14 protein-coding genes and 1 pseudogene are annotated in these 16,671 nt (G+C 73.1%); 6 read left to right on the forward strand and 9 right to left on the reverse strand.

Annotation, left to right across the window (positions count from 1 at the left end; translation table 11 throughout):
- Positions 1-299, forward strand: a 299-nt coding sequence (locus PLL68_RS07270; protein WP_324533045.1) for an AI-2E family transporter, incomplete at its 5' end; no start/stop codon positions are given.
- A gap of 63 nt (positions 300-362) precedes the next feature.
- Here the strand turns inward: PLL68_RS07270 and PLL68_RS07275 are convergent.
- From PLL68_RS07275 to PLL68_RS07295, 5 genes are all read right to left on the reverse strand, one after another.
- On the reverse strand, positions 363-1,337 hold the full coding sequence (locus PLL68_RS07275; RefSeq protein ID WP_324533047.1) for a SepX/GlpR family protein: 975 nt from the start codon (positions 1,335-1,337) through the stop codon (positions 363-365).
- 83 nt (positions 1,338-1,420) lie between these two features.
- Positions 1,421-2,149, reverse strand: coding sequence for a GNAT family N-acetyltransferase (locus tag PLL68_RS07280; RefSeq protein ID WP_324533049.1), 729 nt, complete (start codon positions 2,147-2,149; stop codon positions 1,421-1,423).
- Positions 2,149-3,195 carry a bifunctional molybdenum cofactor biosynthesis protein MoaC/MoaB gene (gene moaCB, locus PLL68_RS07285; protein ID WP_324533051.1) on the reverse strand — a complete coding sequence of 349 codons (1,047 nt, stop codon included), beginning with the start codon at positions 3,193-3,195 and terminating at the stop codon, positions 2,149-2,151. The genes PLL68_RS07280 and moaCB overlap by 1 nt, the downstream gene beginning before the upstream one ends.
- Positions 3,188-4,408, reverse strand: coding sequence for a molybdopterin molybdotransferase MoeA (locus PLL68_RS07290; protein WP_324533053.1), 1,221 nt, complete (start codon positions 4,406-4,408; stop codon positions 3,188-3,190). Before PLL68_RS07290 ends, moaCB begins: the two co-directional genes overlap by 8 nt.
- Positions 4,408-5,793, reverse strand: a complete 1,386-nt coding sequence (locus PLL68_RS07295; RefSeq protein WP_324533055.1) for a UTP--glucose-1-phosphate uridylyltransferase — start codon at positions 5,791-5,793, stop codon at positions 4,408-4,410. The genes PLL68_RS07290 and PLL68_RS07295 overlap by 1 nt, the downstream gene beginning before the upstream one ends.
- Before the next feature lie 24 nt (positions 5,794-5,817).
- Here PLL68_RS07295 and PLL68_RS07300 point away from each other — a divergent pair, with 24 nt between their 5' ends.
- A complete protein-coding gene (locus PLL68_RS07300) occupies positions 5,818-6,414 on the forward strand; it encodes a 5-formyltetrahydrofolate cyclo-ligase (RefSeq protein ID WP_324533057.1) in 597 nt (198 codons plus the stop codon).
- On the opposite strand, the gene PLL68_RS07305 is transcribed toward PLL68_RS07300, so the two are convergent.
- On the reverse strand, positions 6,380-9,091 hold the full coding sequence (locus PLL68_RS07305; RefSeq protein ID WP_324533059.1) for a penicillin acylase family protein: 2,712 nt from the start codon (positions 9,089-9,091) through the stop codon (positions 6,380-6,382). The genes PLL68_RS07300 and PLL68_RS07305 overlap by 35 nt on opposite strands.
- A 45-nt stretch (positions 9,092-9,136) precedes the next feature.
- Between PLL68_RS07305 and PLL68_RS07310 the strand changes: the two genes are divergently transcribed.
- Entirely contained in the window at positions 9,137-10,672 is a 1,536-nt protein-coding gene (locus PLL68_RS07310) for a potassium/proton antiporter (RefSeq protein ID WP_324533061.1), read from the forward strand.
- Positions 10,673-10,809: 137 nt separating this feature from the next.
- Positions 10,810-10,950, forward strand: a pseudogene (locus PLL68_RS07315) (FmdB family zinc ribbon protein); the annotation flags it as partial.
- A 14-nt stretch (positions 10,951-10,964) separates the two neighbouring features.
- Here PLL68_RS07315 and PLL68_RS07320 read toward each other — a convergent pair.
- Positions 10,965-11,156, reverse strand: coding sequence for a hypothetical protein (locus PLL68_RS07320; protein ID WP_324533073.1), 192 nt, complete (start codon positions 11,154-11,156; stop codon positions 10,965-10,967).
- Positions 11,157-11,207: 51 nt separating this feature from the next.
- On the opposite strand from PLL68_RS07320, the gene PLL68_RS07325 reads away from it, so the two are divergent.
- Together PLL68_RS07325 and PLL68_RS07330 are read left to right on the forward strand one after the other, a co-directional pair.
- Positions 11,208-11,870 (forward strand): SAF domain-containing protein, encoded by a 663-nt coding sequence (locus tag PLL68_RS07325; protein WP_324533063.1) that lies wholly within the window; start codon positions 11,208-11,210, stop codon positions 11,868-11,870.
- 146 nt (positions 11,871-12,016) lie between these two features.
- Positions 12,017-12,385 (forward strand): MscL family protein, encoded by a 369-nt coding sequence (locus PLL68_RS07330; protein WP_324533065.1) that lies wholly within the window; start codon positions 12,017-12,019, stop codon positions 12,383-12,385.
- Between the two features lie 145 nt (positions 12,386-12,530).
- Here PLL68_RS07330 and PLL68_RS07335 read toward each other — a convergent pair whose 3' ends face one another.
- Together PLL68_RS07335 and PLL68_RS07340 are read right to left on the reverse strand one after the other, a co-directional pair.
- A complete protein-coding gene (locus PLL68_RS07335; protein WP_324533067.1) occupies positions 12,531-12,749 on the reverse strand; it encodes a hypothetical protein in 219 nt (72 codons plus the stop codon).
- A 91-nt stretch (positions 12,750-12,840) separates the two neighbouring features.
- A partial coding sequence (locus tag PLL68_RS07340) for a PDDEXK-like endonuclease domain-containing protein (RefSeq protein WP_324533069.1) occupies positions 12,841-16,671 on the reverse strand: 3,831 nt, incomplete at its 5' end.

Raw genomic sequence — 16,671 nt, forward strand, 5'->3', positions numbered from 1 at the left:
TCGAGAGCCACGTGCTGCAGCCCTTCCTCGTCGGTCGGGTGATGCGCCTGCACCCCCTCGCGGTCCTGCTCGCCATCGCCGCTGGCATCGTGCTCGCCGGCATCGTCGGTGGCCTCATCGCCGTGCCTGCCGTCGCCGTCCTCAACGCCGTGGGCCACCACCTGCTCGACGAAGCCGACGGCGAGTCCGAGCACGTCGGTGCCGCTGCGGCCGACGAGGCCCACGTGCTCACCAGCGGAGAGGCGGAGCGTGCCGAGGAGGCCGTCGACGCGACCGACTCCCCCGGGCAGGGCGAGTAGCTCCCAGCCCCTACCCGACGAGCCGGTCCGTCAGGGACTCCCAGCCCCTACCCGACGAGTCGGTCAGGCGCCGGCTGCGCGGCGGCCGTCGTAGACCGGGCTCTCGGACTCCGACTGGCGCTCGACGGGAGCGGGGGTCGGGGTGACCTCGGCCGGCTCGACCTCGGCCCGCGGCGCCATGGCCTTCATCGTGTAGGTGGGGCGCGGCACCGGCACGGGGTCCCAGGTCAGCGGCATGTCGTCCTCGTCGAGGATCGGCACCATGACCTCGGCGGCAGGCTGAGTGGCCAGCGGGGCGGCGGCGACAGGGGCCACGACGGCGGCCGGCTCGACGGCCGGGGCCTCGACCGACGCGACGACGGCTGGCACTGCGGGCTCGACGGGCGCGGATGCCGTGGCACCGGTCGCGACGTCGGCTGCGGTCGCCGTGGTGGCTGTCGGTGCCGGGCGGGTGGCGGTTGCGCCGCGGCGGGCTGCCGGGACGGTGACCGGCGCGGTGGTGCGCAGTCGGGCGAGCTCGGCCTGGCGACGGCGGTGGGCCCGGGTCAGCGACGCCTGCGCACGGACACCGGAGCGCACCCACGCCAAGGACGCCCCGAGGGCGGCGAGCGGGACGAGCGGGGCCCACGCGGCGAGGACCGAGAACAGGGCGAGCGGCAGGCTGATGAGCAAGGCTGCGGCCACGGCCAGCAGGGTGATGCCACGGACGCGGCGGCTCGGGCTGATCTGCGGGCGCACCGAGCGCACCGGCCGGGACGTCACCCCGGGAGCCACCCGCTCGGTGACGACGGGCGAACCGGCGGAGCGGGCAGAGCGGGCGGGGTGCACGGCGTATGCGCGAGGTCCGGCCGGCTCGGCCGCGACCGGGGTCGAGGGCGCAGCGGAGTCACGCCGGTCGAGCACCCGCATGGCCGAACTGAACTGGTCGACCGAGCGGGCGGTCGACAGGTGGTCGCGGCGGCGGACCAGGTAGTTCACGAAATAGGCAGCCCACACCCCGAGGAGGAGGACGAAGATCAGGCTCGACGGGGACTGCACGACTAGAACGGTAGGCGTGCTCCCCCACTCGACGCCGGACCCCTGTCGGTGTGTCGCACAAGTGACTGCTGTGACTTCTGGGATCAGGCCTCGGAGGTCAGCCGGGTGAGCCGGTCCCTGAGCGTCTCACCGTCGAGGTCCTCGGTCGTCAGCGCGAACGAACGGTGGTCTCGCCATGCCCCGTCGATGTGCAGGTAGTTCAGCCGCAGCCCCTCGTCCCGAAAGCCCAGCTTGCGCACGACGGCCAGGCTCGCGGTGTTATCGGGGCGGATGTTGACCTCGATCCGATGCAGCCCCAGCGCGTCGATCGCGTGGTCGCCGGCGACCGCGAGCGCCGTGGGGATGACCATCCGCCCGGCGACCGAGCGGCTCACCCAGTACCCGACGAGGCAGGAGCGGAACGACCCGAGCATGATGCCGCCGATCGACAACTGCCCGACCAGGCGACCTTCCGCCTCGACGACGAGCGGCATCGACCTGCCGGCGCGGGCCTCCGCGTCGTAGTGCGCCACCAGCTCGGCGAACCCGCGCAGGGGCGCCGCCGGGTCCGGCGAGGTGGCATCCCAGGGCCCGAGCCAGGCGGCGTTGGCCCGGCGCACCGAGTGGAACACCGCTTCGTCCGCGACGGTCAGCGGCCGCAGCACGATGTCGGTGCCGAGCGGCGTGCGCCCGGTCAGCCGCAACGGCCACTCGATGCCGGCGCCGGAGTCACCGTCCCGACGCTGCGCCGACCCTTCACCACCGGCGCCGCCGGCGGACCCGGACCCCGCACCGGCGAGCCGAGCAGCCCCCCGGCGAACGGCATCCCACATCAGTGGTCGCCGCCGCGCACCTGGCTCAGCGTGTGCGGCAGCACCTCCGCGAGCACACCCAGGGCGTCGCGGACCCCGCCGCTGGAGCCGGGCAGGTTGATGACGAGCGTGTGCCCGGCGACACCCGTCAGACCCCGTGAGAGCACCGCAGTCGGCACCCCCTTGGCCACCCCCCGGGCCCGGATCGCCTCGGCCAGCCCCGGGACCTCGTAGTCGAGCAGGGGCCGCGTCGCCTCGGGGGTGCCGTCGGTGGGGGTCAACCCGGTGCCGCCGGTGGTGACGAGCAGGTCGGGCGAGGTGGCGAGGGCCGAGGCCAGCGCGCGCCCCACCGACGGGCCGTCGGGCACGACGAGCGCGTCGGGCACCTCGGCACCCCACGCGCGCAGGGTCTCGACGAGCACGGCACCACCGCGGTCGGGGTAGACCCCGGCGGCGGCGCGGGTCGAACACGTGATGACCACCGCGCGCGCCCCGGCGAGCGACGGGGTCGGCGGGCGCGGCCCGTGGCGCGCCGACCTCGAACCGGTCGTGACGGCATCCAGGACGTCGGGCTCCTTCCAGTCGCCGGACCGTCCGCCGGACTTCGCCGTGACCCGGATGTCGGTGATGCGGGCGTGCTTGTCGACCGCCTTGACCATGTCGACGAGCGCGAGCGCCGCGACGCTGACCGCGGTCAGGGCCTCCATCTCGATACCCGTGCGGTCGGCGGTGCGGACGACGGCGCTGATCCGCACCCCCTCGTCGACGACGTCGAGGTCGACCTCGACGGCGTGCACCACGACGGGGTGCGCGAGCGGGATGAGGTCGGGGGTGCGCTTGACGGCCTGGATGCCCGCGACCCGGGCCACGCCGAGCGCGTCCCCCTTGGGGACCGCGCCACCGCGCAGCGCCGCGACGGCCGCTGCCGACAGCAGGACCATGCCGGATGCCGCGGCGCGCCGGGCGGTGACCTCCTTGGCGGAGATGTCGACCATGTGGGCCGTGCCGTCGGCCCGGACGTGGGTGAGCCCCGACGTGGTGCGGGCCTTGCTGGTGGAGTCAGTCACGCGGGCGATCCTGCCCCAGCAGCGGCAGGCACCGCACGACACTCCCCGCAGCCACGTGCTCGACGTCGGCCGGCACCACGGCGAGCGCCGTCGCCGCGGCGAGGGCACCGAGCACGTGCGACCCCTGCCCGCCCGACGGCGAGATCCGCCCGGCCCGCTCCGTCACGCGCGTGAGCTCGACCTTGCCGGCGACCGTCGGCCACCCGACGGAGGCCTCGGCCTCGAAGGAGCCGTCGTCGTCGGGGTCGAGCCCGGCGAGGCGGCGCAGTACCGGCAGGACGAACACGTGGAAGGAGGCGAAGGAGCTGACCGGGTTGCCGGGCAGGGTGATGACCGGGGTGCGGTGCGCACCGAGCAGCCCGCTGCCCTGCGGCATCCCCGGGCGCATCGCGACCTTGACGAACTCGACGCCACCGTCGGCGGACAGCACCTCCTTGACCGTGTCGTACACGCCCATCGACACCCCGCCGCTCGTGATGACGAGGTCGGGCGAGCCGGGAGGGGCGTCGACGAGGGCGCGCACGGCCTCCACCTCGTCGCGCAGGTGGACCCCGGCCGCGACCTCGGCCCCGGCCGCCTCGACCAGGGCCCGGAGCATGACGTGGTTGGAGTCGACGATCTGCCCGTGCGCGAGGGTGGATCCGGGGGCTACGAGCTCGTCGCCGGTGGACACGACGGTGACCCGCGGCCTCGGGTGGACGGGCAGTTCCGCGACGTTGGCCGCCGCGGCGATCGCGAGGTGCCCCGGGGTGAGCCGGGTGCCGGCGCGGAGCACCACCGAGCCGGCGGTGATGTCCTCACCGCGGCGGCGGACGTGGCGCCCGGCATCCGGCTCGAGGAACAGCGCGACCTGCCCCGACCCACCGTCGGTGAGCTCGACCGGCACCACGGCGTCACAGCCCTCGGGCAGCGGCGCACCGGTCATGATCCGCATCGTGTGGCCGGCCGCGAGGACGTGGCGGGTCGTGTCGCCGGCGGCGATGTCTCCGCTGACGGGCAGGACGACCGGGTTCTCGCTGCTCGCACCGGCGAGCTCACTGGCCCGCACGGCGTAGCCGTCCATCGCCGAGTTGTCGAACCCGGGCAGGTCGACCAGGGCCGTGACGTCCTGGGCCAGCACCAACCCCAGCGCAGCCGCCACGGGCACCCGGGTGGCGGGTAGCGGCGAGACCAGGGCGAGCACGGCGGCCCGGTGCTCCTCGAGCGTGCGCATCACACGTCCCCCTCGAGGTGCGCCCCGTCGGGGATCGCTCGCACGCCCCCGGTCACCCGCACGTCACCGGTGCACACGACGTCGGCGCCGAACGTCGCGTCGGCCTCCACGCGCAGGCTCGTGCAGTCACGGATCGACGGGACGCCGCGCGGGAACCGCTGCTCGAAACCCTCGACGTGCCGGTAGGCCGGCCCGAGGTCGATGAACGGCTCCGGGTGGGTGATCGTCGACTCGACCTCGCACTCGGGGGTGAGCCGGTACAGGTCCGAGCGGATGAGCAGCAGCTCGTTCGTCGTCTTGACCGGGCGGAACCGGCTGCGGTCGACGGCCAGCGCCCGCGACCCCTCGAAGAGCTCGACCGCCGCCCCCATCGACGACTCGATCTGGATGACCGGGGTGCTCTGCGGCCGGGTCGGGTCGACGGTCTTGCGGTTGACGATGATCGGCAGACCGAGGATGCCGCCGCGCTCACCGAGGTGCCGCGCGAGGACGTCGAGGTCGATCCAGAGGTTGTTCGCGTGGAACCAGTGGTGACGCTCGGTGTCCTGGAAGTAGTGGTCCTCGCCGGGCGCGACCGCGGCGCTGTCGCGCAGCACGAGTCGTCCGTCGCTGCGCCTGACGGCGAGGTGCCCACCCTTGCGATCGTTGTGCGTTCGCGGGCAGACCTCGGTGACGTAGGGGATGCCGTTCGCCGCCATCCACGCGGGAACCGCACCCTCGCACGTGGCGCCGAGGTTGTCGGCGTTGGACAGGAAGGCGTAGCGGTAGCCGCGCTGGCGCAGGCTGTCGAGCAGGCCCGACGTGTAGAGCGCCACGTAGAGGTCGCCGTGACCGGGAGGGCACCACTCGAGCTCGGGATCGTCCGGCCACTCCACCGGGGAGAGGTCGTCGGCGCGCAGCTTGGGCTCCATGCTCTGGAGGAAGTCCAGCGGGAGCTCGTCGACGGGCAGGTCGTCGTAGCGCTCGAGGATCTCCAGGGACTGCTCGCGCGTGCGGAAGGAGTTCATCAGCAGCAGCGGGGTGTCGACGCCGTGGCGTCGACGCAGCGCCAGGACCTGGCGGGCGATGATGTCGAGGAAGGTCAGGCCATCACGCACCGGCAGGGCCGACTTGGGCCCACGGATCCCCATGCCCGTGCCGAGGCCACCGTTGAGCTTGATGATCACCGTGCGCGCCAGCCCCTCCCGGATCGCACCGGCAGATCCCGCGACGACGTCGTCGAGACGGGTGACCTGCTCCAGCGGGCTGATGGTGTCCTCGGGGATCAGTCCGGTCACCTGCGAGCGCAACAGCTCGTGGAACCGGCTGAAGACGTCGATCGCCACCCCGGGAACCCCGGCCGAACGCATCTTCTCCGTGGCGGCCTCCAACCCCTGCGTCGTCATGCCCTTCAGCCTACGATGCCTGCCATGGCACGTGATCCGGTCAAGACCGCACGGCGGGCGAGCCTGCGTGCGCGCCGTCGCGACCTCGCGGCCGCCCGCGACACCGCCCGCGACGACCACGACCTCGCCGGGCACGTGGGCGCTCTCGTGGACACCCTGGGGTTGGGCCCGGGCTCGGTCGTCACGTCGTACGCGTCGATCCCCGGCGAGCCCCCCACGGCGAGGCTCAACGCGATGCTGGCGGAGCGCGGCATCCGGGTCCTGCTGCCCATCACCCTGCCCGACCTCGACCTCGACTGGCACGACGCTGCCGACCCCGGCGAGCAGCCGCTGGGGCGCGAGTCGGTCGCCGCCGTCGACCTGATCCTCGCGCCCGGCCTGTCCGTCGACCACTCGGGCACGCGCATGGGCCAGGGCGGCGGGTGCTACGACCGGGCCCTCACCCGGTGCGACCCGCGCCCACCGACCGTCGTGCTGCTCCACCCGGGCGAACTCGTCGCCGTCGACGACGCACCACTACCGCGCGAGCCCCACGACCGCGGCGTCGACGCCGTCCTGACCGCCGAGGGCCTGGTCGACCTCGGGCTCAGCCCGTGGTCGAGCCCTCGGGGCGCAGGGTGAGCACGTCCGGGTCCTGGGCGCGCACGGCATCCTCGGAGAACGGCCACGGCCGCTGCTTGCCCGAGACCCAGTCCTCGACCTGATCGGAGTATCGGGCGTCAGCCGGGTGGCCGCTCACCCCGGTGGAGTTGATCCACGTCGACCCGTCGAGGTTGCCGAGGTCGACGACCATCCGCATGGACGGGCCGGCCGTCACCTCGTACCCGAGGCTCGCGTTCCACCCGTTCGCGTTGACGATGGCCGACCCGCCGGGCACGTCGAACGGCCCCTCGTTGACCAGCCAGCGCACGGCCCCCGGCATCGACTCGCCGCCGAGCACCGGGTGCTCCAGGGTCAGACGGTGCAGCTTGCCCCACTGCCACTGCCCCGGGTCCTTGCCGAGCTCACGGGTCAGCTCGAGGCGGGCCTGGACGAGGGACTGACGCAGGATCTCGTCGCGGCTCTCGGTGATGTTCGGAGTGAGCTTGTTGTCCCACCAGGCACTGTCGGGGTCATCGAGCAGGTCGGTGACCGCTGCTCGCCAGCGTGCGCCGCCGTCGGACTTCAGGCCCACCGGAAGCTCGTCGTCGAAGAGCAGCTTCACGAGGTTGCGCCACACCGCGTTGTAGTAGGCGGCCGAGGCGGCGGAGTCCGAGTCCCCCGCGGGCGTCGTGTAGTCCCACCCGCGCAGCAGCTCGCGCGCTTCGCGGGTGAAGTCGAGCAGCTCCTGGCTGATCTGGTCGCCCTCGGACGCCTCGAGGGTGACCCCCAGCAGCGCCGGGACGAGCACCTTCGCGAACGGGTCCTGGTCGTCGAGCTGGACCGCCGCCATCTCCACCGGGGAGATCGAGTTCAGCCCCGAGAGCCGCTCGGCGATCCGCGTGGAGCGCCAGCCCCGGTCCCAGTCGGTCGTGAGGAACGGGGTCTCCCCCGCGACGACGGCCTGGTTGGCGGCGACGATCACCCCGTCAGCGGGGTTCAGCGCCCACGGCATGTCCTCGAACGCCACGTACCCCGTCCAGTCGTACTCGGGATCCCAGCCTGGGGCGGGCCAGAAACCCGGCGCCGCACGAGGGATGGCGGAGCGCCGGGTCGGCACCTGCCCGGGCGCCTGGTAGCCGATGTTGCCCTCGGTGTCGGCGTAGACGAGGTTCTGCGAGGGCACCGCGAATGAGCGAGCCGCCTCGCGGAACTCCTGGAAGTTCGTCGCCAGGCCGAGGTCGAGGATCGCGTCAGCGGTGCGGCTCGGGATCAGCCCCGTCCAGGCGAGCGACACGGCATACGTCTCGTTCTCATCACCCTCCTGCTGGGTCGGGGCCCGCCCGCCGGCGTCGTTGACCCCCTCGACGACGTCGGACATGACCGGTCCGTGCACGGTGCTGCGCACGGTGATCCGCTGGTCGGCACCACCCCTGATCTTGATGACCTCCTCGCGATAGGTGATGGGCGCCCAGTCCCCGTCGCGCAGGTAGGTGTCGCCGACGACCCGCTCGAGGTAGAAGTCGGTGACGTCCGGCTTGAGGTTGGTCATCCCCCAGGCGATGTCGGCGTTGTGGCCGATGATGACGCCGGGCACACCGGCGAACGAGAAGCCGCTGACGTCCAGCGGGCAGGTGCTCGACACCGTGCGGCAGCGCAGGCTGTTCTGGATCCAGACGCCGGGCTGGCCCAGCGCCAGGTGCGGGTCGTTGGCGAGCAGCGGCTTGCCGGTGCTCGTGCGGGAACCGGCCACCACCCACGAGTTCGACCCGATGCCCTCGCCGCGGCCGAGCAGCTGCGGAACCGCGTCCAGCGCATCCTGGACGACGGCGTAGGCCTGCTGGGCGGAAGCGGACACGACCGGGTCGTCCGCCGACGCCGCCGCAGCGGCAGGCGCCGCGGCCGCGCGGGGCGACGCCACGGCATCCGAGGTCGTTGGTGCGGATGCCGTGGCCTCGGTGAGTGCGGACGGCACCGACGAGCTCACCGGGCGTCCCGCGTCGGTCGGGGACCACTCCTGGTCCGACAGGATCGGGGGGCGGGTCGCGGAGTCGTAGGGCGGGTAGATCTGGGCGATCTGCGCCGGGGACAGGCGCCCGCTGAGACGCGCCCGCGCCAGTTCGTCCTCGTAGTTGCCGCGCAGGTCCCAGGCCATCGCCTTCAGCCACGAGAGGCTGTCGACGGGCGTCCACTCCTCGATGGTCACGTCGGGCAGGCGCAGGCCGAGCAGGGTGTACTCGACCGCGACGTCGCCGGGGCTGCGGCCGCGCAGGTAGGTGTTGACCCCCTCGGCGTAGGCCTGCAGCACCTGACGGGTCTGGGGCTTGAGGGTGGGCAGTTCCTCCTCGGCGATCCGGCGCCATCCCATCGTGCGAATGACCTTGTCGGACTCGAGGCCGTCGGCGCCGACGAGCTCGGCCAGGCGCCCGGCGGTGACGTGGCGACGCAGGTCCATCTCGAAGAAGCGCTCCTGCGCGTGGACGTACCCTTGGGCACGCGCGAGGTCGGTGATGCTGTCGCCGTAGAGGTGCGGGATGCCGCTGTCGTCGCGCAGCACGGAGACGTCGGCTCCCAGCCCGGGCAGGTCGGCGGTTCCGGTGGTCTTCGGCAGCGACGCGCGCACCGTGGTGGTGACGACGACCCCGGCGACGAGGGCCGCGACGACCAGCACGGCGATGAGTCCCAAAAGGACACGACGGACGACGACGACTCGACTCACCCTGCGAGACTAGGACACCGCGACACGACGACACGAGGACGGGCCGTGCGACAGACCTGGACGACGCCGTTTGCGGACGGGGGTGCCACCACCGGGTTCGACCTGCACGACCTCACCCTGGTGCTGCTCCTCGGCAGCATCGTGCTCGTCGTCTCGGTCGCGGCCGTGCGCTTGTCGGTGCGCTCGGGGCTGCCGTCGCTGCTCATCTACCTCGGTATCGGGGTGCTGCTGGGCGAGGGCGGCTTCGGCATCAACTACGACTCGCAACAGCTGACCCAGGTGCTCGGCTACGCGGCGCTCGTCCTCATCCTCGTCGAGGGTGGGCTGACGACCCGGTGGTCCGGCATCCGCCGCTCCGTGGCGCCGGCGGCGGTGCTCGCGACGGTCGGGGTCGGGGTCTCCATCGTCGTCGTCGGGGTCGCGGCCAAGCTCCTGCTCGGGTGGTCCTGGGAGATCGCGTTCCTCGTGGCCGCCGTCCTGGCGTCGACGGATGCCGCGGCGGTGTTCTCGGTGCTGCGCCGGGTACCGCTCCCCCGCCAGATCTCGGGGATGCTCGAGGCGGAGTCGGGGTTCAACGACGCGCCGGTGGTGCTGATCGTCACCGCGCTCGCGGCGTCGCTGGCCCCTGGCGCGACACCCGAACCGTGGTGGCAGGTCGGGGTGATCGCCGTGCTCGAGCTCGCCGGGGGGAGCCTGATCGGGCTCGCGATCGGTTACGGCGGCGCGCGCCTGTTGCGGGTGGTCGCGACGACGTCGTCGGCGCTGTTCGCCATCGGGGTCATCGCGGTGGCGGTGCTGGCCTACGCCGCGGCCGACGTGGTGCACGCCTCCGGGTTCATCGCGTGCTACCTCGCCGCGCTCGTGCTCGGCAACCTGCGCCTGCCCCACCGTCCGGCGGTGACGGGGTTCGCGACGGCGATCGGGTGGTTGGCGCAGATCGGGCTCTTCGTGCTGCTCGGGCTGCTCGCCTCGCCGAGCGGGTTCGACGACGTGCTCGTGCCGGCGTTGGTCGTGGGCACCGCGCTGCTCCTGCTCGGGCGCCCGTTGTCGGTCATCGCGTCGTGCGCCCCGTTCGGCATGTCGTGGCGGACCCAGGCCTTCTTGTCGTGGGCCGGGCTCCGTGGGGCGGTGCCGGTCGTGCTGGCCACGGTTCCCGTCACGGTGGGGGCCGTTGGTGTCGAGTGGATCTTCGACCTCGTCTTCGTGCTCGTCGTCGTCTTCACGATCATCCAGGCGCCGACGCTGCCGTGGGTGGCCAGGCGACTGGGTCTGGGTGAGGGGCACCACCAGGTCGACCTGGCCGTCGACGCCACCCCGCTGGAGGAGCTCGGTGCCGACCTGCTCGAGATCGACGTCGGTCCCGGTTCGAGGATCGCCGGGGTGCGGGTGTTCGAGCTGCGCCTGCCCGTGGGAGCAAACGTGTCGTTGGTGGTCCGCGACGGTGCGTCGTTCGTGCCCAAGGACAGTGACGTGCTGCGGCACGGCGACCAGTTGCTCGTCGTCACCCCGCAGGCGGTGCGAGACGACACGGAGAAGCGCCTTCAGGCAGTGAGCCGCGGCGGGCGCCTGGCCGGCTGGTAGCTGCTCGTGCCCGGCTGGTGGCCGGTTCGGGGGCCGGCCAGACGTCCTTTATCCTTGGGTGTTGGCTCGCCGCACCGGCCGGGCCGTGTTTCTTTCCGCTCGACCCCACCCCGTCGCCGGAGTTCAGGAGGACCACCGTGCCCACGTACGCCTACGCGTGCACCGAGTGCGACCACCGTTTCGAGGCGGTGCAGTCGTTCAGTGACGACTCGCTCACCGTGTGCCCCGAGTGCGAGGGCCGCCTGCGCAAGGTCTTCAACGCGGTCGGCATCGTGTTCAAGGGCGGCGGATTCTATCGCACCGACTCCCGCTCGGGGTCGTCGGTGACGGCCGGGTCGTCCTCGAGCGGGTCGTCGAGCACGTCGTCGGGCGACTCGGGCAGTTCGTCGTCGTCGAGCTCGGGTGGCGGCTCGTCGGAGAGCAAGACCGCGTCCTCAGCGGGGTCGTCGTCCACAGGCACGGCGACGAAGACCTCGTCGTCCACAGCCTCGGCCTGAGATCTCGGATGCCGTCCCGGCGCGCCTAGCGTCGGGGCATGACCCCCGTCCCTCGCCCCTTTCCCTCCGTCACCGGCACCGGTCGGCGTGCCCAGTGGCGACGGTGGGTGGCGCGGCGCGTGGTGGCCGCCGGTTTGGCGGCCTGCGCCGTCGTGCTCGCGACGAGCGCGGCTCGGCCTGCACCTGCCCCGACGGTGATGGTGCTCGTGGCTGCCCGCGAGGTCCCTGCGGGTGCCGTGCTGGCCGATGGCGACGTGCGCCCGGCGAATGTGCCTGGTGACGCGGCCCAGCCCGGGGCGATCACGTCACTGTCGGATGCGCTCGGGCGGCGGGTGGCGGCGGGCCTGGTCACGGGCGAGGCGCTGACGGCGAGCCGGCTGGTTCCGCGGGCGGCCGTCGACGGTCTTCCCCGGGGTCGGGTGGCACTGCACGTGGTGGCGGCAGACCCTGCGTCGGTCGACCTGCTGCCGGCGGGCACCATCGCCCGGGTCTACCCGGTGGCTGGTGGCGCCCCGCTCGCCGTGGGTGCGCGGGTGCTCGCCGTCGACCCACTCGTGGCACCGGGTGGAGTGCTCCTTGCGGGTGAGTCAGCCCCACGCGGTGTCGTGCTGTCGCTGACCGTCGCCGAGGCCGATGCAGTGCTGCGCGGGCACGGCGCCCTCGACGGCCCGGTCACCGTCACCGTCGTCGGGAGTGGGTGAGAGCCGGGGGCTCTCCATGTCACGCGCGTGCCGGGCCGTGGTGTTCGATGCCACGCCTGCGCTTGACCCCGTCTACGCTTGTCGGCGCGGGGTGCAGCCCCCCCACATTCGCTGGTCATCGTTCAACCCACCCAAGGAGCAAACCCATGAAGGGTTTCAAGGACTTCATCCTGCGCGGCAACCTCATCGAGCTCGCCGTCGCGTTCATCGTCGGCGCCGCCTTCGCCACCCTCGTCAAGGCCTTCACCGAGGTCATCATCGAACTGCTGGCCAAGGCCGGCGGCGCGCCCAGTTTCGACGAGTGGAAGCCGTTCGGCATGTCGACGGTCGGCCCGTTCCTCACCGCGCTCGTGGCCTTCCTCATCATGGCCTTCATCGTCTACTTCTTCATCGTGAAGCCGTACGAGCTCGCCAAGGAGAAGTTCGTCAAGAGCGAGGAGGAGGACGCCGCGCCCAACGCGGACACCGTGCTCCTCACCGAGATCCGCGACGCCCTCCTGCGCGACCGCGCCTGACCCACGTGGCGCGACTCGTGCGGGCAGCACCGCCCGCGTCCCGACATCGACCAATAGGTCACCCCAGGGACAGCGCCACCCTTCCCAACGTACCGAGATCGACCAATAGGTCACCTCAGGTACGACACTGCCCGTCGCGCCCGCCTCACTCCCAGTGGGGCGGGCGCTGCTCGCGCAGCCAGCGCTCGTGGGCACTCTCGCCCGGTGCAGGCTCCTCGCGGGGCGGCACGACGTCCGGCAGGTCCTCCGCCGACGGGTTGGTGCCGCTGCGCACGGCCCGCCGACGCTTCTTGCGCCTCCCCGTTCCGGGCACGCCCTCGACCGGTGGCTGCGCCAGCTTCTCGCGCTCGGGCTGCCCGGGCACCTGCCAGGCACCTCCCGCTGCGCGACCATCGGCCGTGAGTGCGGAAGTGGTCGCTGGGGCAGCCACTTCCGCACTCACGGCTGATGGGTCGTCACTCCCCTGAGGCATCGCGCACCCCCACGGCCTTGAGGATCCGGGCGACATCGCGCGCGGGGTCACGGAAGACATCGGTGGACCACACCCGCAGGTGCCGCCACCCGAGCCGTTCGAGCTGCTCCGCGCGCAATCGATCGCGGTCGCGGGTGGTGCGCATCGCCGCGTACTGCGGCCCGTCCGACTCCACGGCCAGCACGAGGCGGCCGGGCCGGTGCGGGTCCTCGACGCCCAGGTCGACCGGGTCGGCTGAGGAGCCGACGCCCTCGTGCACGACCAGTCCGTGCCCGCGCAGCTGGCGGGCCAGGTCGGCCAGCACCACCGACCGCGAGCCACCCGAACCCACCGAGAGCTCAGGTGAGTCAGCCGACGAACCCGACGCACCGGCATCCGAGGTCGGTGCCGTGGCCCCGGGCAGCGATCCCGTGGCGGCGTACGCCAGGAAGTCACGCAGCATGACGGCACCGCGCGCCTTGAGCCGGGCCGGGTCGAGGTCCCCGGCGGCGATCGACGACACCACCGTCATCGACCGGCGCGCCCGGGTGATGGCGACGTTGAGGCGGCGCTCCCCGCCCTCGGTGTTGAGCGGGCCGAACCGGTGCAGCACCCGGCCGTGGGGGGTCTTGCCGTAGCCGACCGTGAGGATGACGTCGTCACGCTCGTCGCCCTGTACGCGCTCGAGGTTCTTGACGAAGAACGCCTCGGGCCGGTCCTCGTCGAAGAACGCGAGCGCGTCGTCGTCGAGCCCACCGACCGCACGACGCACGGCATCCTCGACCCGCGTCGCGTGGGTGATGCCGAGCGCGATGACACCGAGCGATCGCTGGGGGCGGGTCCGGGCGTGCTCGAGGACGAGCTCGACGACACGGTCGACCTCCGCGATGGTCGTCTCGACGGCGCCCTCCCCCTCCGCGACCATGCCGACACCATCGACCAGTTCGTGGTGGACCACGGGGTCGATGCCGGTGCCCGGGAAGGTCACGAGCGCCTCCTCGTAGACCTCGGCGTTGGCGAACGCGATCAGCCGCTCGTCGAGGGAACGGTAGTGCCAGGTCAGGCGCCGGCTCGGGAGCGCGGCGGCGAGCACGTCGAGGATCGACTCAGCCCCCTCGGTGATGGCCTCGTCAGCTCCGACGGCCCCGGGGTCGCTCTCGCTGACCGTCGTGAAGAAGGAGGTCGGCGGCAGCTGGCGCGAGTCCCCGGCGACGACGACCTGGCGAGCCCGCGAGATCGCCGACACCGCCTCGGCCGGTGGGATCTGTGAGGCCTCGTCGAAGACGACGACGTCGAACCACTGCCCCGGCGGCAGCACCGACGCGACGACGAGCGGGCTCATCACCCAGCAGGGCCGAACCGCCAGGACGAGGTCGGGGCACCGGGTCACGAGGTCGCGCAGGGGCGCGAGCCGTCGGGCCCGGGCTCCCTCGGCGCGCAGCAGCGTCTCCTGCGCGGGGTGGTCGCGCAGCACCTGGGCGATGCGGTCCCCGACGGCCGAGACGACCCGCTCTGCGTTGCCCGCGACGACCGCGCGGTCGCTCTCGGCGAACTCGGCGACGGTGCGTGTCAGCGCCCGCCCGTCGTGTGCCGCAACCCGCGGGTCACGGGTCGCGATCTCCTCGGCGAGCGAGGACCACCACACCCACTCGACCTCGACACCGACGTGCTCGGCCGGCACCGCACGCGTGCGCAGGTCGTCGACGAGCGGGCCCATGCCGGATGCCGTGAGCTCGTCGAGCGCCCCCCTCACCGTGGGTGCCACGGCGAGGCGATCCAGACGTGCGGCCAGCGAGTCGGCCCGGGCCTGGAGCGCGGCGAGGTCGAGGTCGACGAGCGGGGTCAGCCCGTTGTGTCCGGCAGGGTGGTCGTCGGGGCTGCCAAGGTGCCGGACGTCCGCCGCGGGCTCACTGGTGGGCAGGTGCTCGTCCAGCCAGGCGATGTCGTCGACGAGGGCGGCGTGGGCCAGCCGGGCCCGGTCGAGCTCGACCGGGATCTCGGGCCGACCGCCGGAGCCAGCCAGTTCTCGCCAGGCGATGCGCTGCTCACTCGCGGCGGCCAGGGCCGCGTGCAGGCTCGCCGGGGGGCGGCCGGGGCGCAGGAGGGCACGGGCCTGCCGCCGCAGCCGCCACCGCTCGAGCCAGCCGAGGTCGGAGCCGACGGCGCGCCGGTAGCCCTTGTCGCCGGTCGCGGTCACGAGGTCGTCGAGCGGGATGTCGAAGACCTCGGGGCGGAACGCCTCGAGGGTGTCGCGCACCTGACCGACGGTCGTGAGCACCCTGCCCCAGTCGCGGCTCGTCGGCGTCTCGGGAAGGCGGATGCCGCGGAAGACGTCGGCGAGGGTGCTCGCCGTGGCGTCGACCCCGCCGCCCGCGAGTCGCTGCACCCGGGTGCGAGCCTCGTCGGCCTCGTCGGCCGTGCGGATGCCGGCCCCGAACCAGGGGTCGTCGGCTCCCGGGCCGTCCCAGTCGGCGATCGACGCCAGTTTGGCCATCGTCGCGGCGGCCGAGGCCAGCTCGTCGCGGTCGAGGGCTGCGAGCTCTCCCCCGCGCAGGCGAACCCGAGAGCGCGGCGGGACCGGCGTGCTCGCGAACGCGCAGACCGCTTCCTGCACCTCGTACAGCGACACCCCCCACGGCTCACGCGGGTCGTGGAGCACCGCGACGTGCTGGGTCAGGGCCGCCGCGGTCGTGCGCCGCGTGGAGGTGGGGTCGAAGACCCGGGAGGCCACGGCATCCGACGTGGTCTTCGGGGTGCCTGCCGCACGGACGGGCGCGGACCGCTGGTCCAGCGCCGTCACGAGGTCGCGGGCAAGGCGGCGACCGCCCTGGGCACCGGCGTGCAGGTCGAGGACGAGCCCGCCGAGGCCGACCCGGTCGAGGCGACCGACGACGGCGTCGATGGCCGCACGCTTCTCGGCGACGAACAGCACCCGCTTGCCGTCAGCGGCCAAGGTCGCGATGAGGTTGGAGATCGTCTGCGACTTGCCGGTGCCGGGCGGGCCGTGGATGACGAGGTGGGCGCCGGTGCGCACCGCCTCGATGGCCTCCTGCTGGCTGCTGTCGGCGTCGAGGACGAGGACGTCGCGCCCCGGTGCCGGGCCGTCGACGTCGAGGCGGTGCGGGTCGAGGTCGGAGCGCACCGAGCGCAAGGCGTCGGGGTCGCCGGCGAGGGCCGCGACGACGTCGTGGTCGGCCAGGGTCTCGGCCTGGGCGGCGAGGTCGGCGACCATCGGGAGCTTCGCGTAGGAGAACGTGCCGAGGACCAGGCGGGGGGTCACCGCGAAGTCGGGCACGTCTGCGCAGGCCTGCGCGAGCGCGGCGTAGATGGGGTAGGGGTCGAAGGTCTGGCCGGGGGTGGCGAGCGCCTCGATGGCGTCGGCGTCGAGGGCGATGCCCTGCTCGGAGGCCAGGTAGTGCACGAGCACGGGGTTGAGTTCGAGGTCGCCGTCGAGGTCGAGGGTGTAGTCGCCCTGGGCTGCGCCGGTCGCGCGCAGGGTGCAGGCTCGCAGCAGGACCGGGGCAGCAGGGGTGCGGGGGGCGGTGCGGCCGTCGGGCAGCCGGACCGTCCAGGACGCCATGCCGATGGCGAGGAACCCGGTGAGGATGCCGCGTTCCTGGGCGAGTTCGCGCGTCTTGGCGGCGATCGCCCGGGCTCGACGGCGGGCCTCGTCGAGGGCGGCGGGCTCGCGCACGAGGTCGGAGAGCTTTGTCGGCTTGCCCGCGAGCAGCATCGCCACGCCGCCGGGATGGGCGGTCGTGAGGTCGAGGGTGCCCGTCGGCAGGTCGCGGTACCAGAGCAGCGTGTTGCGCCCGCCGAGGTCGACGAGGTGGCG

Source organism: Ornithinibacter sp. (assembly GCF_035443565.1).
Taxonomy (GTDB): domain Bacteria; phylum Actinomycetota; class Actinomycetes; order Actinomycetales; family Dermatophilaceae; genus Fodinibacter.